Genomic DNA, 22,794 nt, shown 5'->3' on the forward strand with positions numbered 1-22,794 from the left:
CGGGCTTCCTCCGGTTCTCCCAACTACTTCCAGGAACGGATGACTCATGCCGTTTGGCATAGGCACTACAAAGAGGAGACGGGCGGAGGTGACCCGGCGCCCAGGCAGCAGACCCCTGCTCGTGACCCTCGCCCTGGTCATGTCCGTCCCCGTTGGCCTGACCCCCGTCACCGCGGCAGCCGCGACCGGCGGGCTCGGCCGCCCCGACCTGCCCGAACAGCGGGTCAGCGAGGTCGAGGAGGTCAAGGGCCAAGGCGCCAAGGAGGCCCGCGCCCGGGTGGCCAAGGAGACCGCGGCCAACAACGAGCAGGCCGTGCGCGCCCGCAAGGAGAGCAGGGCCGCGACCTGGCCCAAGCCCGGCAGCGCCGAGCTGCCCCTCCGCGCGAAGGGCACGTCCAAGGCGGCACCCGGCGGCCTGCCCGTCACCCTCAGGCCCACCGGCAAGAGCAGGAACGACAGCGCCGCCACCCTCAGGGTCCTGGACCAGAAGACCGCCGACCGCCTCGGCATCAAGGGCGTCGTCCTCACCGCCCAGGCCGACGAGGCCCGGCAGGCGGAACTCACCCTCGACTACGGCGCCTTCGCCTCCGCCCTCGGCGGCGGCTGGGCAAGCCGCCTCCAGCTCGTCCAGCTGCCCGCCTGTGCGCTGACCACGCCGGAGAAGAGCGAGTGCCGCAAGGCGACCGCGCTCCCGTCCCGCAACGACGGCGCCAAGCAGACCCTCTCCGCCGAGGTGAAGCTCACCGAGGCAGCGAGCGACGGCCTGTCGCCCCAGCTGACGACCGCCACGACCGCCGCGTCCTCCGGTGCCACCGTCCTCGCGGCCACCGCGACGAGCGACCCCGGATCGGGCGAGGCCGCCAACGGCTCCGGCGACTACTCCGCCACCGAGCTGTCCGCGTCCTCCTCCTGGGAGGCGGGCGGCAGCTCCGGCTCCTTCACCTGGTCGTACGACTTCACGATGCCGCCCGCAGCCGCGGGCCCGAGCCCCAAGCTGTCCCTCTCCTACGACTCGGGCAGCGTCGACGGCCGCACCGCGACCACCAACAACCAGGGCACCTCGGTCGGTGAGGGCTTCTCCCTCACCGAGTCCTACATCGAGCGCAGCTACGGGGCCTGTGACGACGACGGCCACGCCGACGTCTTCGACCGCTGCTGGAAGTACGACAACGCCTCCCTCGTCCTCAACGGCAAGGCGTCCCGCCTCGTCAAGGACGACAGCACCGGCCAGTGGCGTCTCCTCAACGACGACGACTCCAAGGTGATCCGCTCCACGGGCGCGGACAACGGCGACGACAACGGCGAGTACTGGACCGTCATCACCGGCGACGGCACGAAGTACGTCTTCGGCCTCAACAAGCTCGACGGCGCCGGCACCCAGCGCACCAACTCCACCTGGACCGTCCCCGTTTTCGGCGACGACTCCGGCGAGCCCGGCTACTCCAAGGGCAGCAGCTTCTCCGGCCGCTCCCTGACCCAGGCGTGGCGGTGGAACCTCGACTACATCGAGGACACCAGCGGCAACGCGGCCACGTACTGGTACACCAAGGAGACCAACCACTACAAGAAGAACAAGGCGAGCACGGCGAACGCCTCGTACGTCCGCGGCGGCTACCTCACCGAGGTCAAGTACGGTCTCCGCAAGGGCGCGCTGTTCAGCGGCGACGCCGACGCGAAGGTCACCTTCTCGCATGCCGAGCGCTGCACGGTCAGCAACTGCACCTCGCTCACGAAGGACACCGCCGAGAACTGGCCGGACGTGCCGTTCGACGCGATCTGCTCCAGCGGCGCGAGCGACTGCAAGAGTTCCGGCCCGACGTTCTTCTCCCGGAAGCGTGTGACGGCCGTCCACACCCACTCGTGGGACGCGGCCACCAGTGCCTACAAGCCCGTCGACTCCTGGGCGCTGAGCCAGCAGTACCTGGACGGCGGCGACATCGGTGACACCTCGGACCACGTCCTGACGCTGAAGTCCCTGAAGCGGACCGCCAAGGCCGGTACGGCGATCACCCTGCCGCCGGTCTCGTTCACGTACCAGATGCGGCCGAACCGGGTCGATGGCACCGACGACATCCTCCCGCTTACCCGCCCCCGCATCTCGACGGTCACGTCCGAGACGGGCGCGATCACGACCGTGACGCTGTCGTCCCCGGAGTGCGTCCGCAGCCAGGTCCTCGGTGCCGCCGAGGACACCAACACCCGTAACTGCTATCCGCAGTTCTGGAACATCAACGGCTCCTCCGAAGCGTCCGTCGACTGGTTCCAGAAGTACCGGGTCACCGCTGTCACCGTCTCCGACCCGGCGGGCCAGAACGACGCCGTCGAGCACGAGTACGTGTACAGCGGCGCCGCCTGGCACCACAGCGACGAGCCCTTCACCCCGAAGGACGAGCGCACCTGGTCCGAGTGGCGCGGCTACCGTCAGGTGACGGTCCACAGCGGAGCCAAGGACACCACCCGCTCCAGGACCGTGTCCCTCTACCTGCAGGGTATGGACGGCGACAAGCTGAAGAACGGCACGACCCGCTCGGTCAGCGTCGCGCCCCTCGGCTCCCCGTCCCTCGGCCTCGCATCCATCAAGGACAGCAGCCAGTACGCGGGCCAGCTCCGTCAGCAGGTCACCTACGACGGTGCCACGGCCGTCAGCGCCTCCGCCAGCGAACCGTGGTCGAAGGAGACCGCGCGCCAGACGGTGCCCGGCGCGGGCGATCATGTGGCCCGCTTCGTGCGCGTCCAGAAGTCGACCCAGTACACCTATCTGACCGCCCCGAAGAAGTGGCGTTCCGCCACCACGTCCACCCAGTACGACAGCCACGGCACGCCGTACCTGGTGGAGGGCCGGGGCGACGACGCCAGGACCGGCGACGAGACCTGCACCCGCACCTGGTACGCCCGCAACGCGTCCGCCGGCCTCAGTCTCGCCTCCCGCACCCGCACGGTGGGCAAACCGTGCTCGGTCGCGGACACGGGGCTCGACCTGCCGGCCGACACCACGCGGCGCGGCGACGTCCTGTCCGACACCGCCACCGCGTACGACGGCCTCACCTGGTCCACGTCCATGCAGCCCACCAAGGGGATGCCGACCTGGACCGGCCGGGCCAAGGCGTACGGCTCCACGGGCACGCCGGTCTGGCAGAAGACGAGCGGCACGACGTACGACGCCCTCGGCCGCCCGCTCACGGTCACCGACGCCGCCGACCAGACGACCTCGACCGCCTACACCCCGGCGACCGACGGCCCGCTGACCAAGAGCATCACCACGAACCCCAAGGGCCACCGAAGCGCGGACTTCATCGACCCGAGGCGCGGGCTGACCCTCCGGTCGTACGACATCAACCTCAAGAAGACGGAACTCGCCTACGACGCCCTCGGCCGCCTCACCGACGTGTGGCTGCCGAACCGCGCCGCGGTCAGCACGCAGGCCCCGAACCAGAAGTTCCGCTACAACATCAGCGCGACACAGCCGTCCTGGGTGTCCACGGGCACCCTCAAGGCGGACGGCGACACGTACAACACCACGTACGCCCTCTACGACGCGCTGCTGCGTCCCCTCCAGACGCAGTCCCCGACCCCGCAGGGCGGCAGGCTGCTGACGGACACGCGCTACGACTCGCGGGGCCTGGCGTACGAGACGTTCGCGGACATCTTCGACAACACGAAGACCCCGAACGGCACGTACACCCGCGCCGAGTACGGCGAGGCACCGACCCAGACGCAGACCGTCTTCGACGGCGCCGGGCGTGCCACGGAGAGCACCCTGCTGGTCTTCGGCCAGAAGAAGTGGTCCACCACCAGCACGTACACGGGTGACTCGACCGCCACCACAGCGGTCAAGGGCGGCACCGCGGCCCGTACGATCACGGACGCCCTGGGCCGTACGGTCGAGACCCGCGAGTACGCGGGCCAGACCCCGGCGGACACGCAGTACGGGGCGATGACCGGGGTGTCGTACAGCAGCGTGACGTACACGCACACGCTGGACGGCAAGGAACGGACCATCACGGGCCCCGACGGGGCGAAGTGGAGCCGTACGTACGACCTGTTCGGCCGCCTCGCCACCGACTCGGACCCCGACAAGGGCACGTCCCGTCAGGAGTACGACGCAGCGGACCGCGTCATCAGGGCGACGAACTCCAAGGGCGTCTCCATCCTGACGGAGTACGACGAACTCGGCCGCACGGTCGGCACCTGGTCCGGCCAGAAGACGGACGCGAAGCAGCTGACCTCGTACACCTACGACACACTCCTGAAGGGCCTGGTCACGTCCAGCACCCGCTATGTGGGCGGCCGGACGGGCGCGGCGTACACCAAGTCGGTCACGAAGTACGACTCGATGAGCCGCCCGACGGACACGAGGCTGACGCTCCCGGACACGGACCCGCTGGTCAAGGCGGGCAACCCGGCCACGATCGACCTGGACAGCTACTACCGGATCGACGGCACGCTGGCGAACCACCGGGAGCCCGCACTCGGCGGTCTGGGTGACGAGATCATCGACTACACCTACAACGGCCTCGGCATGGTCACCAAGCTGGGTGGCAGCACGGGCTACCTGCTGGACGTCGACTACTCGGCCCTCGGGCAGCCGCAGCAGCTGACGCTGGGAACCGGCAACACGGAGGCCTTCAAGAAGTCCTACCTCACGAACACCTACGAGGAGGGCACGGGCCGCCTGCTCCGGAGCCATGTCACGGACCAGACACACCCGTACATGCTCCAGGACCTGACCTACACGTACGACCAGGCGGGCAACGTCACGTCCATCGCGGACCCCACCACCCTCGGCGGCAAGAGCAGCGCCGAGACCCAGTGCTTCGCGTACGACGGCCACCGCCGCATGACCGAGGCCTGGACCCCGGCGTCCCAGAACTGCGCCGACCCGCGCAACGCGTCGAGCCTGTCGGGCCCGGCCCCGTACTGGACGAGCTACACGTACAACAAGGCGGGCCAGCGGACGACGGAGACCCAGCACAAGTCGAGCGGCAACACGACGACGACGTACTGCTACAAGGGCACGCAGCCGCACGCGGTGACGGGCACGAGCAAGACGGCGAACTGCGCGACCCCGGACAGCACGTACACCTACGACTCCACGGGCAACACGACAACCCGCCCGGGCCCGAACGCCTCCCAGTCCCTGACGTGGACGGACGAGGGCCAACTCTCCGAACTCACCGAATCAGGAAAATCAACCGACTACATCTACGACGCCGACGGCACCCTGCTGATCCGCTCCACTCAGGGCGGTGAGCGCGTCCTCTACGTGGGCGCCACGGAACTCCACCTCCGCGCCAACGGCACGAAGTGGGCGCAGCGCAGCTACAGCTTCGGCGGCCAGCAGATCGCGCTCCGCACCAACGAGTCCGGCACCCAGAAGCTCCACTACCTGGCCGGCGACCGCCACGGCACGTCAACGCTGTCGATCGCCTCGGAGTCCACGCAGCCCTTCGTCAAGCGCCACATGACTCCGTTCGGCGCCCCACGGGGCTCGGGCTCGTCGGACTTCCCCGGCGACAAGGCGTTCCTGGGCAAGACAGCCGACAAGACAACGGGCCTGACCCACATAGGCGCCCGCCAGTACGACCCAACCCTGGGCCAGTTCATCAGCGTCGACCCACTCCTGAGCCTGGAGCAGCACCAGTCGCTCAATGGCTACAGCTATGCCAACAACAGTCCCGTCACCTCAACCGACCCCACAGGGTTGGCAGCGGTCAGTTGCCAACGCGGTAGCTGCTCGGGCGAGATGGAAGCAGCCGATGCCAGCATGTCCATGTCCTGGGGTGCGGTAGCCGGAGGAGCTGGCGGCGGCAGCTCTGGGGCGGTGGATACAAATCGACTTGGTACCGTTTCCTCTGGCGGAAACCGGCTTGCTTCGCCATGGCAGGCCCAGACGCGGCCGATTGGAAACTACGGAGACCTGAAATCCCTCCTTGCTGATTACAACGTCAAGGACCCTTATGGAATCATCGCTGATTATGGCAGCAAGAGGAATCCGTGGGAAACGTCGCGTGCTCTGTTCTTCGGCTGGCTCTGGGGTGGCGGCTATCCGCTGAAGCCAACTCAAGAGTTCCGTGGTGGCGACGCGTTCACGGGTAAGCTGGCTGGCGATGAGACGTTCAGCAGGGCTCGAGTGGAGCTGGTTAATCAAGCCATCAAGCATGGAATGGATGCTCCAAATGCGAAGGAGCCGCTCAATGTCGATTACAAGGATGTGGGGCCGGAGCCGGGGAGTCCCTGGTGGAAATTCAACTCGATACGTGGGGCTGCGAACGATGTGTCTGGCGTTCTGAGCAACGGTGCTATCGGTACACGCAACCAGGCTGATGCTTTCCTTGGTACCTATGACGGGTCGGGTAAGATCGTGTCTGTTGATCGTAAGGAAGGAGTAGCCATCGTGGAGTTCCACGCCACTAATCTGTCTGACTGGCGTTCAGCCACACACCTTATTCCGCGTAGCTGGAATCCGATGTTCGAGGACACGTTCGGTGCACCGGTGAGGCAGAACTTCGAGTGGCGAGAGAGGCTCCCTTTGAATAGCTGCGTGTGCTGGGTACAGTGATGACTGCTCGGAAATGTTGGCAGTTCGACGCTCTGGGAGTGCCGTCTTGCATAGCGCGATTCCTGGGGTTCGTTTTGGTGGCGCTCCTGCTCTCTTCCTGCGTGAATCAGGAAACTCTGACATCTGTGAAGGATTCGGATATTGTCGGATCGTGGGCGGATAAGTCGAGTGGCGGCGTGATAGTGTTTCGCGATGATAGGACATTTGAGGCGTCCGGAATTGTCTGGGAGTCCTGGCAATCGTCGTGTCCTGCGGGGAAGTCCTCTGGATCATGGAATTTCTGGGTGGATGACGGTCGAAGCGACACCGTCCTTGCCAGACCGGAGGCGAAGGAAGGGGCGTCCATGGCCCTAAATTTCTCCGGGGTTGCACATGGCGGGTGTTATATGACGCTCAGTGTGGTTTCGGGGGGTGAGGAGCTGTGCGCTACCGATGATCCAGACCTTGTGTGCTCCCTTGATGTTCGGCTGGAGAAGCAGCCGGACTGAGGGTGAGCTTGCCCGATTTTGCTTCGTGAGTGCTTGAGCCTGTGGGCATCGCACTAGTGCGATGCCCACAGGCTCTTGGTTTGGTGGTACCTGTTGGGGCCGATCCCGTGGGACCTCGGAGGTGACCAGGCTCGTCCCATACCCTGTGAGGGACGAGCTGCGTAGGGAGGGGCATGGTTGTGTCGTCTGATGCAAGCCCGGATCCGTACGAGGACTCAGTTCGCTTCGGGCAGCGAGTCCACATCTTCCGCAACCGCGGAGGCATGACCCGCGAGCAGCTTGCCGGGTTGCTCGGGCATCATCCCTCCTGGGTGAAGAAGGTCGAGACCGGGGCGTTGAGGATGCCGCGGCTGCCCGAGGTCCTCCGCATCGCTGAAGTTCTGCGGGTTCCGCGCCTAAACGACCTGGTCGGGGACGTCTCCGAGGCCGACGTCGAGTTGTTCGTCGGGCCCGGCCACCAGCGGCTTCCCGCTGTGGCGGCGGCCATCAACGCGTTCCCGCTCGACGCTGATGCCCCCGCTCCTTGCGCGGAGCACCTCCGCGCCCGTGTCGCCCGGGCCTGGGTCGCGCGGCACTCGTCGCCCAACCACCGTGAGGTGCTGGGCGATCTGTTGCCGGGGCTGATCCGGGATGCCCAAGTCGCCGCGCGGCGGGCGGAGACGGCGGCCGACAGGCGGGCGGCGCAGGCGGTGCTGGCGGAGGTGTACTCGCTCGCCCAGTTCTTCCTGGCCTACCAGCCCGACCCGGCACTGCTTTGGCGGGTGGCCGAGCGGGCGATGGTGGCGGCCCAGGAGTCGGAGGACCCGCACGCGATCGGGGTCACGGCGTGGCTGGCCGCTCAGGCCCACCGGGACAGCGGTCCGGCCCACTTCGACGCGGCGGACGACGTGACTGGGCGGACGCTCCGCTACCTGGAACCGCTCCTGCCGGATGCGACCGTGGACGTACGGGCGATCGCAGGCGCCCTCACCTTCGAAGCCGCGTACACCGCCGCACGTCGGATGGAGACCGGTACGGCCTGGGGCTGGTGGGACCGTGCCGCGCAGATGGCCGGGCGCCTTCCTCGGGGGTACGCGCACCCGGTGACGAGCTTCGGGGCTCACATCATGGGCGCCCATGCGGTGACCGTGGCGGTGGAGCTGAGGAAGGGCGGCGAGTCGGTTCGGCAGGCCGTACGGGCTGAAGCCGGGGTGATCCGGTCCCGGCCGCGCCGCGCTCGGCACCGCATCGAGCAGGCTCGGGCGTACTACCTGGACGGGCAGTACGAGACGGCGGTGTCCACGCTGGAACAGGCCCACGAGGCGGCGCCGGAGACGACCCGTTACAACGGCTACGCCCGGCGCATCGTGCTGGAGGAGACGGCGTCCAGGACGGCCGAGCGGCGGCAGCGGGCGGCGGCGCTGGCCGTGAAGATCGGGATGACGACCGCGTAGGTAAGGGGCCTGAACCGGGCCCCTGTTCTCGCCGGGGCGCTCTTACCGTCAGTGCCGGACACGTCACCGACTGGCACTGACAGGAGCAGATCCGTGATGACGATGATGGTGTACCGCGTGCGCTCCGACGGCACCACCACGATGATCCGCGAGCGGCACGAGGTCGCGCCGGCCGACCCGCCGCCGCCCGTGCTCACCTTTCCGCCGTGCACCTGCCCGCGCTGCGGCGCCCGGAAGGAGCGGAGCCGGTGAGCGCCTCCCTTCCCGCGTTCGGCGCGCTGACCGACGTACGACGGTGGGGCCTGGCCTGCGTGCACTGCGGGCACCGGTTCACACCGGCGGATGCCGGTACGGGCTTCGCGTACGGCGACCAGTTTCACGAGCCCCCGCGCGGCGGCAGCAGGGTCCGCTGGTTCCCCCGCGCCTGCGCCGACTGCCACGCCAGGCCCCGGACGCGCACCATCGCTCCCTGTGTGGCCCCCGGTCGGCCCCGTAGCCGTATACGAAGGATGCGCGGAAGCGTACGTGGTCGTCTGTTGTCGACTCCGTGAGGGTAGTCCTGGTCGCGTTGCGGGAGCTCGACTGACGGGGCCTCCGTCAGCGCCTCCGCCTCGCCCGACCTGCTTGGATGATGGTTGCAGTGGGTGCGGATTCTTGTCAGCTGACCATTGCGGAGTCGCACTCTCCCTGACCTTTCTTGCGGCGCAACCCTTTGAGGGGCCGAGGTGTCGAACTCACGTTCCTCGGGCCCGCTGAGTGGCCCGCGCGCTTTGATGGAAGGTCTCGCACATGTACCGCCCGGGTCCGTTGCCGCGTGCTGTCGTCTGCCTTCTGGCGTCGGCGTTCAGCATGACGGCGTGTACCTCCGCCTCGCCTGATGCGGAGGGCACCGCCGCGTCCCCCTCCGCCACGGCGATGTCGTCACCGACGCCGTCCGCGTCTCCGTCGGCTTCCGCCACACCTGCCGCGTCGTCTTCGTCTTCGTCCTCGCCTTCGTCCGTCAGCGTCTCGACGGTGTCCACGGCACCGGCTGGTCCCGTGGTACGGCAGGACTCCCCGCAACCTGCACGACAGCCCGCCCAGTCTCAGCCGACCACGCGGCCTCCCGCCGCACAGCAGTCTGCGCCGCCGCAGCTCGCGACGGTCGTGCCGCAGAACCCGAACCGGGGGCCCAACCCGCCCCCCGCGCCGCCGCAGCCCCCGCCGACCGTCGACATGGGCGATCCCATATGGCAGCCGGGGGATCCAGTTGATCTGGATCTCACCGGCGGGTGAAGGAGGTGACCACGTGGTGGAAGAGGGTGTGGTCTGTCGACGTCGCCTTCGCTTCGAGGAGGACGCCCGTTGCCGGGTCCACCCGGAAGTGGCAGGTCACGTCCTCGTCCGGGGCCCAGGCGCTGAAGGGGAACGTGCGGAGGGGGCGGACGGTGGACCTGATGGAGGTGGGGGATGTCGCTCGTACGTCCGCCAGGTGGGCGACGATGCGGGCCGGGGTGAGGAGTTCGGCCAGGCGGGCGGCCCGGGGGCCTGTCCGGTCCGGTTCGTAGGCGCCGCTCATGGTGAGGGTGGCCGCGCCGGTGGAGACCGTCCATGTGCGGGGGGAGGGGACGGCGGTGTAGTCCAGGTCCTCGTGTGTCTCGGCCTGGATGCGGACCCCGGCCGTCAGCGCTGTCGGTTCCAGCAGAGTTCTCGCCATGCGGGCCAGGGTCGTGGCGGCGGAGGACGCGGTGGTGGCGGGGGGCTCCTTGAGGGACAGGGCCGGTACCCGGGCGGTTGCCAGTTCGCCCTGGTCGTCGCTGAGCGTGGCTCTCAGGAGGAAGCCCGTCGCCGGGTCGATGCGTACGGTCAGGGAGTGCGCGGCCGGGGGGAGCCATGGGTCGGTGGGGGCGGCGAACCAGGGGGTGGGGGTGAGGGTCGCCTCCACTTCCTCGGGGGTTCGGCGCGCGTCCGTCACCCCGCCCACTGCGCGGATCAGTCTCGCCGGGTCGAACAGGACGGCCCAGGGCTCGTCACCGTCCTCTGTCCGGAGGTCGCGGGAGGAGAGGCCGCGGAGGCGGAAGGTCTCCTCCGGCTTCCCGCCGCCCGGCGTCCACGTGCCGTACCGGCCGCCCAGGCGCGCGTCCGCCGCCCGGGGCGCCCGGGTGTACTCGACCACCGCGTCCGCCCGTACGTCCTCGGCCGCCGTCGCCGCCAGGCGGGACAGGGCCCAGGCCGCCAGGGCTGATGGTTCGGAGGGCGGCGTGCCTAGCCGGTGGGGAGCTGCCATGAGGCCCAGGTCTCCTCGGTGCCGGGACGGTCCGGGGCCCACTGCACGTACAGCACCCGGTACGGGTGGCCCGGCGGCGGCGTGCCCGGGACCTCGATGGTGAACGAACCGTCTCTGTTGTCCGTGATCCGGCAGCCAGGATCAGTGATCCCGGCCCCGCAGGCCAGGACCTTCTGGCGCCGTGTGTCCTCGTCCGGGATCCCGGACCCGTCGACCCTGCTGTGCACCATGAAGGACGCGTACGACGGGGGCGTTGTCGCTGTCACGGTGACCTTGAGGGGCGCCTCCGGCCGCGGAGCGGGCCAGTGCAGCCTCTGCGGGGGCTTCTTGTGCCGGCCTTCGCCCCATGCCCCTGCCACCAGGGGGAGTTCGCGCGTGGTGCCGGACTCCTGCGCTGCCGGTCGCCCTGGGGCGGAGGCCGAGGGGCTGGACGGCTCCGGTGACGGTGACGGGGACGGTGACGAAGGAGCCGTGCAGGAGGCGAGCAGGGCGGCGGCAGCGGAGGCCGCCGCCGCCCTGGCCGACCGGCGTGTCAGCCGGTGCACTTGATCTCTTTGTCGTTCTGGTTGTAGACGTGCGCCGAGCCCTTGCCCTGCGAGCCCGACACGTAGAAGCGGGCCTGGCCCTTGTAGCGGTACCAGGTGCCCTTCTTGCAGCCCTTGGGGGCCACCACGCGCAGGCTCTTGGTGTTCTTCTTGCGGCCCTTGCCCGTGCTCAGGTGCTCCCAGCCGTACCAGCGGGAGCGGGACAGCGTCCCCTCGGTGGAGAGGTTCGGCGCCACCTGGCCGCACTTGGTGTCGAAGTGCACGTTGATGGTGCCCTTGGTGGTGTGCGAGTTGTGCGGGTAGTCCACCGAGGCCCTGCACAGGTACGGAAGGCGCTTGGCGGCGCTGAGGACGCCCGCGGCGCCGGGCGCCTCCGTGGCCCCGCCCAGCTCCTGAGCGCCGAGGACCGCGTCCCCGGTCGGCAGCAGCCGGTCCGGCTCCGCGATCTCGACGACCTCCGTCGTGTCCGTGCCCTCGGTGTCCCCCGGGAGCGGGCCGTCCGCGGCGGCGACGCCGCCGGAGGTGAAGGCGATTCCGGCGGCGAGCGTGACCGCCGATATGGATGTGATGACGCGCCGCCCCGGGCGCATGGTCATGGCCACTGGTTCCCCCAATGTGGTCGAAGCATGACAGGTGATGGTGATGTGTGGCGGGAGTGCTGTGTTTCAGGTCGGCAGCGCTCTCACCCGCCGGTCACTCTTGTCCCGGTGCTCGCGGAGTCCCAAGTTCCTTTCGGGCTCCGGTGGCTGAAAGCGCCACCCTGCGATCCTGCGTCCTGCCCGATCTCCGTTGTGCGCGCGGGGCGTGGGGTGTGTCGGACGCGTGTGCGGATCTGGCCGGATCTCGTCTGCGGAGGAGTGTGCTCCGTACGCAGCCCCGAGGGCCCCGCGGTCCGCCTCGGGAGGCGGACCGCAGGGCCCTCGGGGTCGGCGCCGGTAGCGGGGGGAGTGCCCGGGCCGAAGGGGCGCTCGGGTGGGAGGGGGAGAGCGGAGCGCCGGGTAACGGGGATGTCTGGTCGATGCGGTCGGTTCCGGGCGTCCCCGGAACCGACCGCTCTTCGGGTGACCGGGCTGCTGTCCCCTGCCGTCCGGTCACGCACGCTGGAACGTGGTCCCACGGCGCATCTGCCGATACGCCACACGCTCCAGCGGAGCCACGCGTGGGTGTTTCTCTCCGGTCCGCACCTGGCTGGAACGGATCCACTGCATCCAACGAGCAGGTGTGGTGTGGGTCACGCGCCGTACGGGTGAGACCGGGCCGCGGAGGGGCTCAGACGCGGCCTCGGCTCAGCTCCAGCAGCGTCATCGCCACCGACGTGCCCGGCTTCCCCAGCGCCTGCCGGTAGTGCGCCAGCACCTCCATCTCGCGCGTCAGGTTCACCCGGCGCCCGCCCGACGCGATCCTCGCGTCCTGGATGACCGCCGACACCGCCATCCGCTCCTGGATCAGGCCGATGATCCGGTCGTCGAGCGCGTCGATGCGTTCGCGGGCTCCGGCGATCAGTTCGGCGGCGTCGGGGGTGCGGGCGCCGGTCTGGTCGGCGGCGGAGGCTGCGGCAAGGGGGGTGGTCGTCGTCATGGTGGGGCTCCTTGTTGATCTGAGCCCGGGGATCCGGCTGCTGCGGCCTCCGGCGGACTGAAACGAACAGGCGCCCCGGGCCTTGGCCGGCCCGGGGCGCCTGTCGAAGTCGCTGTCAGCGGTTGTTCACGCAGCAGCACGACCATGGCAGCCGGACCAGCCGGTGCCATAGGTAAAGACGTGGGTCGTGTGCGTGAACATGGGGGTCAGTATGGGGGCGCGTGTCACCGTATGGCCAGTCCGCGCCCGTCCGTGTTCGGATGGTGAGACGAAAGCCTCCGCTCGCGCGCCGGTAGAATTGGCCAATACCGACCCTCTCCCACCGCCGGAAGGCCGCCGAAGTGTCACCAGCGACCCCCGCCGCCGCCTCGCCCGACAGCAGCCCGGACGTAGTCCTCGTTGTCGACTTCGGCGCGCAGTACGCCCAGCTCATCGCCCGTCGCGTCCGTGAGGCCCGGGTCTACAGCGAGATCGTGCCGTCCACCATGCCGGTGGCCGAGATGCTCGCGAGGAACCCGAAGGCGATCATCCTCTCCGGCGGTCCGTCCTCCGTGTACGAGGAGGGCGCACCCCGGCTCGACCGCGCGCTGTTCGAGGCCGGGGTTCCCGTCTTCGGCATGTGCTACGGCTTCCAGCTCATGGCCGTGACCCTCGGCGGCACCGTCGACAACACCGGCGCCCGCGAGTACGGCCGCACCCCGCTGCACGTCAGCAGGACCGGTTCCACGCTCTTCGAGGGCACCCCCGCCGAGCAGTCCGTGTGGATGTCCCACGGGGACGCCTGCTCGGCCGCGCCCGAGGGCTTCAGCGTCTCCGCGTCCACCGACGTGGTGCCCGTCGCCGCCTTCGAGAACGACGAGAAGAAGCTGTACGGCGTGCAGTACCACCCCGAGGTGATGCACTCCACGCACGGCCAGCAGATCCTGGAGCACTTCCTCTACCGCGGCGCCGGCATCGAGCCCTCCTGGACCACCGGCAACGTCATCGACGAGCAGGTCGCCCTCATCCGCGAGCAGGTCGGCACCAGGCGGGCCATCTGCGGGCTCTCCGGCGGCGTCGACTCGGCGGTGGCCGCCGCGCTCGTCCAGCGGGCCATCGGTGACCAGCTCACCTGCGTGTACGTCGACCACGGTCTGATGCGCAAGGACGAGACCGAGCAGGTCGAGAAGGACTTCGTCGCCGCGACCGGCGTCCAGCTGAAGGTCGTCGACGCCGAGGCGCGGTTCCTTGAGGCGCTGGCCGGGGTCAGCGACCCCGAGGAGAAGCGGAAGATCATCGGCCGCGAGTTCATCCGCGTCTTCGAGCAGGCCCAGGCCGAGATCATCGCGGAGGCGCCCGGCGACCAGCCGGTGGAGTTCCTCGTGCAGGGGACGCTCTACCCGGACGTCGTGGAGTCCGGCGGCGGCACCGGCACCGCCAACATCAAGTCCCACCACAACGTGGGCGGGCTGCCCGAGGACCTGGAGTTCCAGCTCGTCGAGCCGCTGCGCAAGCTGTTCAAGGACGAGGTCCGGATGGTCGGCCAGGAGCTGGGCCTGCCGGAGGAGATCGTGCAGCGGCAGCCGTTCCCGGGGCCCGGGCTCGGCATCCGGATCGTCGGCGAGGTCACCAAGGAGCGGCTCGACCTGCTCCGCGAGGCCGACGCGATCGCCCGTGAGGAGCTGACCGCCGCCGGGCTCGACCGGGAGATCTGGCAGTGCCCCGTCGTGCTGCTGGCCGATGTGCGCTCCGTGGGCGTCCAGGGCGACGGGCGGACCTACGGGCACCCGATCGTCCTCCGGCCGGTCTCGTCCGAGGACGCCATGACCGCCGACTGGACCCGCATGCCGTACGACGTGCTCGCGCGGATCTCCACCCGGATCACCAACGAGGTCAAGGACGTCAACCGGGTCGTCCTGGACGTGACCAGCAAGCCCCCGGGCACCATCGAGTGGGAGTGACCTCCGGGTCTCCCCGCACGCGCGCCGAAGCCGTCGTCCACTCCGAGTGGGCGGCGGCTTCGCCGTTCGCGGTTGAACGGGCGGCCCGCCGCGTACGTATCTGCTCTGAGGCCGCCGGACCGCAAGAGGGCGGGCGGCGGTGAGCGAGGGGGAGAGAGTGACGGACAGGCGAGATCTTCGACGGCGGGACGAACTGCGTGAGGCGGCGGCCCGGTACGCGCTGCTGCCGCTGCGGGTGTTCCTCGGTGTGACGTTCGTGTACGCCGGGCTCGACAAGCTGACCGACCCGGGGTTCTTCGCGGCCGAGGGCACCGGCTCCATCGGCGAGGTGATGCGGGGCGTGCGGGACACCTCGGCCGTGCCGTGGCTGGTCGACCTGGCCCTGAAGAACCCGGCCGGGTTCGGGTACGCGATGGCCTTCGGGGAGCTGGCGGTCGGGCTCGGCACCCTGGCCGGGCTGTTCGCCCGGGTCGCCGCGCTCGGCGGGGCGTGCCTCTCGCTGAGCCTGTGGCTGACCGTGAGCTGGCAGGCCGACCCGTACTACCTCGGCAACGACCTCGCCTATCTGATGGCCTGGCTGCCGCTGGTGCTCGCCGGGGCGCCCCTGCTGTCGCTGGACGCCCTGTTCGCCGCGCGGCGACGACGGAGCCGTACCCGGTAGGAGACGAAGGAGGCGATCGCCGCCAGCGTCAGGCCGCCGACCAGGATCGGGAACGCCGCGAACCAGGGCACGTTCGGGTCGCCCGCGGCGTCGGCCGCGTACACCACGGCGACCGCCAGCGCCGTGGCGCCCGCGAGCAGCCTGCCGGGCCGGAACTCATGACGCCGCACGGGTCACCTCCACGAGGCCGAACACGGCCTCCACGTCCAGATCCAGGGTGCCGCCGGGGGTGACCCCCGCCGGCGGGGTCAGGGTCTCGGTCACCTTCAGGTCGGTGCCCCCGACGTCGTGCTCGTCCGTCAGCCGTACCGCGCCGAGCCCCATCTCGACGTGCGCGTTCACCGTCACGTCCCGGGGGACGACGATCCGCAGGCGCCCGGCCGCCTGGTCGGCCGAGACCGTGGTGGTCTCACCGGCCGGTACCTTCAGCGCGTCCAGGTCGAGGGTCACGTCGCCGTTGGCCAGGTCGTAGTGCGGCCGCAGCTCCGTGAGGGACGCCGGGGCGATCTCGGTGCGCGTGAACTGCGTGCTGATGTCGGCCGGTACGACGGACACCGCGGCCAGCAGGAGGGCCGTCGTCACCGTCATGAAGAGCGTGCCGAAGCCCGTGCGGCCCACCAGGCTGCTGACCACGAGGCCGAGGCCGAACACCATGAGCGCGCAGACCAGGCCGATCTGCAGGCTCGTCCCCAGCGGCTGCAGATCCCACGCCGCCGCCGTGCCGATGCCGCCCGCCACCAGGGCGAGGAGGAACACCAGGCCTCCGATGGAGCGCGGGGCCCGTGGCATTGCGGGAGGGACCGCCACGGCCCCGGCGCCCCACTGCCCCCGCGGCTCCGGCCACTCGGAGGGAGCCTGGTCCGGCGGGCCCCACAGGTAGCCGACCGGGACCGGACCCGTCGAGCCGTCCTTGACGATCGGGTCCCGCCACCACGACGGAGCGTCCGGCGGGGGCGGCGCCTTCGTCTCCGGCGGGGCGTCCGGCGCCGCCATGTGCCCCGTCCCGGGACCGGCCGCCGACGCGGTCCCCGGCGCCTGGCCCGGGACCTGCCCGACGCCCGGCCCGCCCTGGGCCTGGGCACCGGCAGCCGCCTGGTGGCGCCGCTGCGACCACACCGCCGCCCCGCCCACGGCGAACGACAGCACGATCGCGAAGCCCACCGCGTCGCCGTTCGCGCTCAGCATCGTCAGGAACAGGCCGCAGCCGACCAGCGCCATGAGCACGGCCGTCAGCGAGGAGCCGCTCACCCGGCCGGACAGCAGCCGCCGTGCCTCGTTCTCCTCCTCGCCGTCCGCGGGGATCAGCAGCCAGGCGAAGCCGTAGAAGATCAGACCGATCCCGCCGGCCACCGCGAGCACTCCGGTCGCGACCCGGAACACCACCGGGTCCAGGTCGAAGTGCCGGGCCAGGCCCCCGCACACGCCCGCCATCATCTTCTGGCGCGGGGTGCGCCGCAGGGGCGGCGGCGGGGGCTGCTCCGGCTCCCTCGGGGCCCAGGTGCCCGTTCCGGGCTGCGTCGCAGGTGTCATAGGGACATGGTGACGGTCCGTACGGCGTCGCGGGACCGGTGGAGACCCTGGCCGGTCCCTGATATTCCGGTCGGGGGTTCCCCCGGGGGGCCCTCCGGGGGAACCGGGGTCTGGAAGGGCCCCGGCGGTTCCCTGCTGTCTCAGGGTCCGGGTCAGGGCACACCCTGATGTTCCGCCGCCCCCGCCCGTGTGACCATCGGTACATGCCTGCCGCCGCCCGCACGACCGCCGAACCGGCCGCCGCGCTCGACGAGTCCGCCCCGCGCAAGCTGTACCGCAGCGCCGACGGGCGGATGCTCGGCGGTGTCGCCCGGGGCCTCGCAGGGCACCTGGGGCTGCCCGTCGTCTGGGTACGGCTGGCGTTCCTCGGGCTCTTCCTGTCCGACGGGCCGCTCGGCGTCCTCCTCTACGCGGCGTTCTGGATCGCCGTGCCGCTCGGCGTCGGCGGGCGTTCGGCCGAGCAGCGCACCCTGTTCGAGACCACTCCCGACGGGCGGCGCAGGCTCCGCAAGCCCGACACGGGACAGGTCGTCGCGCTGGTCGCGCTGATCGTCGGGATGTCGGTCTTCATCAGGAGCCTCGACCTGGGCGGCCAGGCCAACCGGTACGTGTGGCCGGCGCTGCTGATCGGCGTCGGTGTCGTCCTCGTCTGGCGGCAGGCGGACAACGCCCGGCGCGCCCGCTGGACCGACTCCGGGCGCCGCAAGCGGCTGTTCGAGCTGGCCCGGGGCCTCACCGGGGTCGCGCTCGTGGGGCTGGGCCTCACCGTGTTCCTGGTGGTGCGCGGCTCCGCGGCGCAGCTCGGTACGGCGCTCACGGCGGCGCTCGCCGTACTCGCCGGGATCGCGCTGCTGGCCGGGCCCTGGCTCGTACGGATGTCGCAGGACCTGTCCGAGGAGCGGACCATGCGCATCCGCGCGCAGGAGCGCGCCGAAGTGGCCGCACACGTCCACGACTCCGTCCTGCACACCCTCACGCTCATCCAGCGCAACGCGGACCACGCGGGCGAGGTGCGGCGCCTGGCCCGGGCGCAGGAACGGGAGCTGCGCACCTGGCTGTACAAGCCGGAGGGCACGGGCAAGGACGAGGCGGAGGAGCCGGCCACCCTCGCGGACGCGGTGCGCCAGGCGGCGGCCGAGGTGGAGGACAAGCACGGTGTCCCCCTGGAGGTGGTGGTCGTGGGCGACTGCCCGCTCGACGAGAAGCTGGCCGCGCAGATGCAGGCCGCGCGCGAGGCGATGGTGAACGCCGCCAAGTACGGTGGCGTGGGTGGCCCCGTCCAGGTGTACGCCGAGGTCGAGGGCCGTACGGTCTTCGTCTCCGTGCGGGACCGTGGACCGGGCTTCGACCCCGGGGCCGTTCCCGCCGACCGCATGGGCGTACGCGAGTCGATCATCGGCCGCATGCAGCGCAACGGCGGCACGGCCCGGGTCCGCTCGGCCCCGGGGGAGGGCACGGAGGTGGAGCTGGAGATGGAACGGGCGGAGGAGCCGGGCCCGTGACGGGAGCGGGGCCGGTGACGGGCGCCGTCGGCGGGCCGGGCGGCCGGGGTGCGCGGCACGGTGGCGGGAGCGGCGGGGGCATGCGGGCGCCGGGTGCGTACCGTTGGCGTCACCGGCAGACGGACGCGGCCGGGGGATCCGGGGCGGGCCGTCGGGAGGACGGCCGTCGGGCAGGCATCCCCGGGCGCGGTCGGACAGGGGCCGGGCCGGGGCGTCGGACGTGGGGACGGCCGGGTGGAGCGAGCAGGCCGCGGGGACGGCCCGGCCGAGAGGAAGGCGGCGGCGGATGACGAGTGAGGAGAGGGACGGGCGGATGACCGGTCAGGAGAGGCTGGAGCAGGGCACGGGAGACGGCGGCGGCGCGGGTCGGCACGTGCGGGTGGTGCTCGTCGACGACCACCGGATGTTCCGTACCGGTGTCCAGGCCGAGATCGGGCGTACGGAGGAGACCGGCGTCGAGGTCGTCGGGGAGGCGGCCGACGTCGACCAGGCGGTCACCGTCATCACCGCGACCCGCCCCGAGGTCGTCCTGCTGGACGTGCACCTGCCGGGCGGCGGCGGAGTCGAGGTTCTGCGCCGCTGCGCCCCGCTGATGTCGGCGGCCGAGCGGCCCGTACGGTTCCTGGCGCTGTCCGTCTCGGACGCCGCCGAGGACGTGATCGGCGTCATCCGGGGCGGGGCCCGAGGCTACGTCACCAAGACCATCACGGGCGCCGACCTGGTCGACTCGGTCTTCCGGGTGCAGGAGGGCGACGCGGTGTTCTCGCCGCGCCTCGCGGGCTTCGTGCTGGACGCGTTCGCCTCGACGGACGCCCCGCCGGTCGACGAGGACCTGGACCGGCTCACCCAGCGGGAGCGCGAGGTGCTGCGGCTGATCGCGCGGGGGTACGCCTACAAGGAGATCGCGAAGCAGCTGTTCATCTCCGTGAAGACGGTCGAGTCCCATGTCTCGGCGGTGCTGCGCAAGCTCCAGCTCTCCAACCGGCACGAACTCACGCGCTGGGCCACGGCCCGCAGGCTGGTCTGACGCGTCGCGTCACCCCACGCGGGCCGCGCCCGCCCAGGGCATCTCGTCGATGGACGCGATCTTGACACTGGAGCCCGTACGGGGTGCGTGGATCATCTTGCCGTCCCCGATGTAGATCCCGACATGGCTCACCCCCGAGTAGAAGAACACCAGGTCACCGGGGGCGAGCTGGGAGCGGGCGACGCGTCGGCCCGCGTTGATCTGGCTGTAGGTGGTCCGGGGCAGCGCCACTCCGGCGGCCCGCCACGCGGCCTGGGTGAGGCCCGAGCAGTCGTACGAGGAAGGGCCGGTCGCGCCCCACCGGTACGGCTTGCCGATCGCCCCGTACGCGAAGGCCACCGCCTTGGCGGCCCGCCCGGAGGCGTCCGCCCGCGAGGCGGCGTCCTGGGCCTGGGCGGTGGTGCCGGGCTCGGGGAGAGCGGCACGCCCGGAGCGGGTCGTACGGGGTGCGGCGCCGGGGCGGGCCGAGGTGCCCTCGCCGTGTGCGTGCGGGCCCGCCCGGTACGCGGCCCGCTCGGCGGCGGTGAGCCGGGCCAGCAGCTTCTCGGCGGTGCCGAGCTTGTGCTGGACGGTCGTCTTGTGCCGGTTCAGCTCGTCCTGCCGGGCCTTCAGCTCACGCGCCTGGTCGTCCGCCTCGCGGCGCAGCCGGTCGAGCTCGACCAGCTGGCCCTTGATCGACGACACGGCGGCGGCCTGGCGGGCGCCGACGCGTTCGGACAGGGCCGCCCCCCGCAGATAGGACTCTGGGTCGGCGGTGAGGGCGAGCCGGAAGGCGGGGTTCACTCCGCCGGAGCGGTACTGGGCGGCCGCTGTGCTGCCGAGGGCGTCGCGGGCGGCGTTGAGGCGGCCGGTGCGGCGGGCGGCCTCGTCGCGCAGGGCGTCCAGCCGCTCCTCGGCCTGCTCGGCCTTCTCCTTGGCGCCGTTGTACTTCTCGGTGGCGAGCTCCGCCTCGTGGTGCAGGCTGTCCACCCTGGCCTTGACCTCGGCGCTGGTCAGCTGCGGTTCTGCATGGCCCGATCCCTCGAAGACGGTGGCGGTGGCCGCCCCGGCGAGTGCCAGGGTGGCGGCCGTTCGGCCGGCCTGTCCGGTCAGCGGGCGCTGCTTGGGCTTCCGGTGCGCTGCCACGAGGGTGGTCACTTCCTTCGCTGCGTACGTACGGGGTGGGGCACGGCGTGCAGAAACGGTTCGGGTGGTGGCGGGGCTGCGGGGCGGGCTGGGGGACGGGGGACGGGGAGGCCGGGTGGGTGCGTGGCTGGTCGGTGAGACGGAAGCGGCCGCCTGGGGGAGGACGCTAGGCCCGGGGGCCGGGGCGGGGTGCGGGGGCGATCGCTATTGCCCGCGGATGAGCGACGAGGTGTCACCGGTGATCGGAAGAGGGCGTCCGGAATCACTGCCTCCACATCAGCCGTGATCATTGCGGGTAAAGCCGCCGGGTCCGTGGGCGGTGGATGCTATGGCCCGGAGCGCGGTCACCAGGGCGCGGCAAGTCCGGGCGGGGCCGTCCCGGCTCCCGGCTCCCGCCGCGCGGCGGGCGGCCCGGGGAACGGCGGGTGGCTGACGCCTGCTGCCTCCGGGGGCGGTTACGGGGCCGCCCGGGGCGCCGCTCCGGGTGCCGGTCCCGGGCCGGGCAGGCGGGGTGCGCGGGCGGAGGGAGGGCGGTCTCCGGCGATTCGAACAGGGCCTATAGGCTCCCCGGCATGGACGTCCTGATCAATGTCTTCGTCGCCCTGCACGTCATCGGTATCGGCTCGCTCCTGGGCGGTTTCCTGACCCAGATGAAGGCCATGGGCGCGGGCACGGCCCGCATGGTGCCGGCCATGCTGCACGGCGCGCTCACCATGCTGGTGACGGGCGTCGCCCTGGTCGGCCTCAGGGAGGGGCAGGGCGCGGAGCTGAACCACGTCAAGATCGGCGTCAAGCTCGCGGTGCTGGTGGTGATCCTGGCGCTGGTGTACGTGAAGCGGGACGAGGAGCGGGTCGGCAAGGGGGTGTTCGGCGCGGTCGGCGGGCTGACGGTGGCGAACGTCTTCATCGCGACGCTCTGGACGTGACCGGCGGGTCCGCCCCCGCGCGTCGCCACGGCGCGGCGGGCCGTGCTTCCGAGGATCGGGGGCGCTGCCCCCGATCCTCCGCGGTCGCGGCCTGACGCCGCTCGTCCTCAAGCGCCGGACAGGCCGGGGGACTGCGTGCGTCCCGCGCCGGACGGGCCCGGGCCAGGCCCCTCCGGCGCTCGAGGAGCGGGCGCTCAGGCCGGCCGGACCGCCGTGTACAGGGACGGCAGGGCGGAGAGCGGGTCCTCGCGGACGGTCGTGCCGGGACTCGGCGCGTGGATCAGTGTGCCGTTGCCGGTGTGCACGCCCACGCCGAGGCCGTCGTCCTCGTGCTTGTGGAAGAACACCAGGTCACCGGGCAGCAGCTCGTCGGCTGTGACGGGACGCCCGGATTCCGCCTGTTCTCCCGCCGCACGGGGAAGGGCCACACCCGCCGCCTTCCACGCGGCCTGGGCCAGGCCCGGTCCGTCGTACGAACTCGGGCCCGACGCGCCCCAGACGTACGGCTTGCCGATCTGGGCCCGTGCGAACGCCAGTACCTCCTCGGCCTTGGCGGCGCGGTCCTCCTCGGGGGGACCGGGGAGCGCGAGCCCTTCCAGCAGCGTGCGGGCGCGGGCCAGCTTGGCCTGGACGGTGAGCTTTCCGGTGCGCAGGCCGGCCGCCTCGGGGGCTTCCCGCTCCGGCTGATGCTGCTGCTGCGCGGCCTGGGTCCGGCGGGACTGGAAGTGGGTGACCGCCCGGCGCTCCCGGTCGGTGAGGCGGTCCATGATCTGGGCCTCGTCCGCCCGGGGCGGCAGCGAGGGTTCGGGGGCTGCGGGCCTGACGTAGCGCTGCTGTGCGGTGCCCGCCAGGCGGTACAGGTCGTCGACCTTGCGCTGGACCTCCTCCACCGTCGGTTCGGGAGCGGCGGGTGCGGCGAGGGCGCTCTGCGGGGACAGCAGCGTGACGGAGGCGAGGGCCGCCGGGATCGTACGTGCGGCCGTGGCAGCGGCAGCGGTGGTGGTGATGGTGCGCGGCTTGCGATGCGACGCCAAGGGTCGGCATCTCCTTCCATGGACCGCCGCGACGCCGCCGGCCGTGGGCGGGCGGGCGGCCACGCGGCGGCAGGCCGGATCAGGGGGACGGCGGCCCGGTCGTCGGCGCGGAGCACCGGAGGGAGGAGCGCCGCGGGGGGAGGACCGGCCGCTTGGTCGGCACGCTAGCCAACCTGTGGC

The 22,794-nt window shown here is 71.2% G+C and carries 18 protein-coding genes; 9 read left to right on the forward strand and 9 right to left on the reverse strand.

What is annotated here, in order from left to right; translation table 11 throughout:
* The first annotated feature begins 139 nt into the window (after positions 1 to 139).
* The 3 genes from I3F58_RS22470 (at position 140) to I3F58_RS22480 (ending at position 8,732) form a co-directional block, all read left to right on the forward strand.
* The gene (locus I3F58_RS22470; RefSeq protein WP_240110489.1) at positions 140 to 6,559 is read left to right on the forward strand and encodes an RHS repeat-associated core domain-containing protein; all 6,420 of its coding nucleotides are present in this window, start codon (positions 140 to 142) and stop codon (positions 6,557 to 6,559) included.
* 667 nt (positions 6,560 to 7,226) lie between these two features.
* Complete coding sequence (locus I3F58_RS22475) at positions 7,227 to 8,480, forward strand: helix-turn-helix transcriptional regulator (protein WP_240110467.1); 1,254 nt, start codon at positions 7,227 to 7,229, stop codon at positions 8,478 to 8,480.
* A gap of 96 nt (positions 8,481 to 8,576) precedes the next feature.
* Positions 8,577 to 8,732 (forward strand): hypothetical protein, encoded by a 156-nt coding sequence (locus I3F58_RS22480; protein WP_240110468.1) that lies wholly within the window; start codon positions 8,577 to 8,579, stop codon positions 8,730 to 8,732.
* A gap of 482 nt (positions 8,733 to 9,214) precedes the next feature.
* On the opposite strand, the gene I3F58_RS22485 is transcribed toward I3F58_RS22480, so the two are convergent.
* The 3 genes from I3F58_RS22485 to I3F58_RS22495 all read right to left on the reverse strand — a co-directional run bounded on the left by I3F58_RS22485 (position 9,215) and on the right by I3F58_RS22495 (position 10,976).
* Positions 9,215 to 9,502 (reverse strand): hypothetical protein, encoded by a 288-nt coding sequence (locus I3F58_RS22485; RefSeq protein ID WP_240110469.1) that lies wholly within the window; start codon positions 9,500 to 9,502, stop codon positions 9,215 to 9,217.
* Between the two features lie 239 nt (positions 9,503 to 9,741).
* Entirely contained in the window at positions 9,742 to 10,746 is a 1,005-nt protein-coding gene (locus tag I3F58_RS22490) for a hypothetical protein (protein ID WP_240110470.1), read from the reverse strand.
* On the reverse strand, positions 10,725 to 10,976 hold the full coding sequence (locus I3F58_RS22495) for a hypothetical protein (protein WP_240110471.1): 252 nt from the start codon (positions 10,974 to 10,976) through the stop codon (positions 10,725 to 10,727). Before I3F58_RS22495 ends, I3F58_RS22490 begins: the two co-directional genes overlap by 22 nt.
* Positions 10,977 to 11,121: 145 nt before the next feature.
* Here I3F58_RS22495 and I3F58_RS22500 point away from each other — a divergent pair, with 145 nt between their 5' ends.
* The gene (locus tag I3F58_RS22500) at positions 11,122 to 11,295 is read left to right on the forward strand and encodes a hypothetical protein (RefSeq protein WP_240110472.1); all 174 of its coding nucleotides are present in this window, start codon (positions 11,122 to 11,124) and stop codon (positions 11,293 to 11,295) included.
* On the opposite strand, the gene I3F58_RS22505 is transcribed toward I3F58_RS22500, so the two are convergent.
* On the reverse strand, positions 11,279 to 11,887 hold the full coding sequence (locus tag I3F58_RS22505) for a hypothetical protein (protein WP_240110473.1): 609 nt from the start codon (positions 11,885 to 11,887) through the stop codon (positions 11,279 to 11,281). The genes I3F58_RS22500 and I3F58_RS22505 overlap by 17 nt on opposite strands.
* 673 nt (positions 11,888 to 12,560) lie before the next feature.
* Positions 12,561 to 12,869 (reverse strand): chorismate mutase, encoded by a 309-nt coding sequence (locus I3F58_RS22510; protein ID WP_240110474.1) that lies wholly within the window; start codon positions 12,867 to 12,869, stop codon positions 12,561 to 12,563.
* A 341-nt stretch (positions 12,870 to 13,210) separates the two neighbouring features.
* Between I3F58_RS22510 and guaA the strand changes: the two genes are divergently transcribed.
* On the forward strand, positions 13,211 to 14,809 hold the full coding sequence (guaA, locus tag I3F58_RS22515; RefSeq protein WP_240110475.1) for a glutamine-hydrolyzing GMP synthase: 1,599 nt from the start codon (positions 13,211 to 13,213) through the stop codon (positions 14,807 to 14,809).
* A 157-nt stretch (positions 14,810 to 14,966) separates the two neighbouring features.
* On the forward strand, positions 14,967 to 15,470 hold the full coding sequence (locus I3F58_RS22520; RefSeq protein ID WP_240110476.1) for a DoxX family protein: 504 nt from the start codon (positions 14,967 to 14,969) through the stop codon (positions 15,468 to 15,470).
* Here the strand turns inward: I3F58_RS22520 and I3F58_RS22525 are convergent.
* Positions 15,371 to 15,640: a hypothetical protein gene (locus I3F58_RS22525; RefSeq protein WP_240110477.1), complete on the reverse strand. Its 270-nt coding sequence runs from the start codon at positions 15,638 to 15,640 to the stop codon at positions 15,371 to 15,373. The two genes, I3F58_RS22520 and I3F58_RS22525, sit on opposite strands and share 100 nt — an antisense overlap.
* Positions 15,627 to 17,000 carry a PspC domain-containing protein gene (locus I3F58_RS22530; RefSeq protein ID WP_240110478.1) on the reverse strand — a complete coding sequence of 458 codons (1,374 nt, stop codon included), beginning with the start codon at positions 16,998 to 17,000 and terminating at the stop codon, positions 15,627 to 15,629. Before I3F58_RS22530 ends, I3F58_RS22525 begins: the two co-directional genes overlap by 14 nt.
* A 203-nt stretch (positions 17,001 to 17,203) precedes the next feature.
* Between I3F58_RS22530 and I3F58_RS22535 the strand changes: the two genes are divergently transcribed.
* A complete protein-coding gene (locus tag I3F58_RS22535; protein ID WP_240110479.1) occupies positions 17,204 to 18,502 on the forward strand; it encodes an ATP-binding protein in 1,299 nt (432 codons plus the stop codon).
* Between the two features lie 313 nt (positions 18,503 to 18,815).
* Entirely contained in the window at positions 18,816 to 19,529 is a 714-nt protein-coding gene (locus I3F58_RS22540; protein ID WP_240110490.1) for a response regulator transcription factor, read from the forward strand.
* Between the two features lie 9 nt (positions 19,530 to 19,538).
* Here the strand turns inward: I3F58_RS22540 and I3F58_RS22545 are convergent, their stop codons facing one another.
* Positions 19,539 to 20,654 (reverse strand): C40 family peptidase, encoded by a 1,116-nt coding sequence (locus I3F58_RS22545; protein WP_240110480.1) that lies wholly within the window; start codon positions 20,652 to 20,654, stop codon positions 19,539 to 19,541.
* A gap of 572 nt (positions 20,655 to 21,226) precedes the next feature.
* Here I3F58_RS22545 and I3F58_RS22550 point away from each other — a divergent pair.
* Complete coding sequence (locus tag I3F58_RS22550; protein WP_240110481.1) at positions 21,227 to 21,580, forward strand: hypothetical protein; 354 nt, start codon at positions 21,227 to 21,229, stop codon at positions 21,578 to 21,580.
* A 194-nt stretch (positions 21,581 to 21,774) separates the two neighbouring features.
* Here the strand turns inward: I3F58_RS22550 and I3F58_RS22555 are convergent, their stop codons facing one another.
* The gene (locus I3F58_RS22555) at positions 21,775 to 22,614 is read right to left on the reverse strand and encodes a C40 family peptidase (RefSeq protein ID WP_240110482.1); all 840 of its coding nucleotides are present in this window, start codon (positions 22,612 to 22,614) and stop codon (positions 21,775 to 21,777) included.
* Positions 22,615 to 22,794: the final 180 nt, after the last annotated feature.

This window comes from Streptomyces sp. MUM 203J (assembly GCF_022414595.1).
Lineage (GTDB): Bacteria > Actinomycetota > Actinomycetes > Streptomycetales > Streptomycetaceae > Streptomyces.

Excerpts from the sequence above, each read along its gene's own strand:
- I3F58_RS22470 (WP_240110489.1), top strand. The coding sequence starts at position 140 with ATGTCCGTCCCCGTTGGCCTGACCCCCGTCACCGCGGCAGCCGCGACC.
- I3F58_RS22480 (WP_240110468.1), top strand. The coding sequence starts at position 8,577 with ATGACGATGATGGTGTACCGCGTGCGCTCCGACGGCACCACCACGATG.
- I3F58_RS22490 (WP_240110470.1), bottom strand. The coding sequence starts at position 10,746 with ATGGCAGCTCCCCACCGGCTAGGCACGCCGCCCTCCGAACCATCAGCC.
- I3F58_RS22495 (WP_240110471.1), bottom strand. The coding sequence starts at position 10,976 with ATGGTGCACAGCAGGGTCGACGGGTCCGGGATCCCGGACGAGGACACA.
- I3F58_RS22505 (WP_240110473.1), bottom strand. The coding sequence starts at position 11,887 with ATGACCATGCGCCCGGGGCGGCGCGTCATCACATCCATATCGGCGGTC.
- I3F58_RS22510 (WP_240110474.1), bottom strand. The coding sequence starts at position 12,869 with ATGACGACGACCACCCCCCTTGCCGCAGCCTCCGCCGCCGACCAGACC.
- I3F58_RS22530 (WP_240110478.1), bottom strand. The coding sequence starts at position 17,000 with ATGACACCTGCGACGCAGCCCGGAACGGGCACCTGGGCCCCGAGGGAG.
- I3F58_RS22535 (WP_240110479.1), top strand. The coding sequence starts at position 17,204 with ATGCCTGCCGCCGCCCGCACGACCGCCGAACCGGCCGCCGCGCTCGAC.
- I3F58_RS22540 (WP_240110490.1), top strand. The coding sequence starts at position 18,816 with ATGACCGGTCAGGAGAGGCTGGAGCAGGGCACGGGAGACGGCGGCGGC.
- I3F58_RS22550 (WP_240110481.1), top strand. The coding sequence starts at position 21,227 with ATGGACGTCCTGATCAATGTCTTCGTCGCCCTGCACGTCATCGGTATC.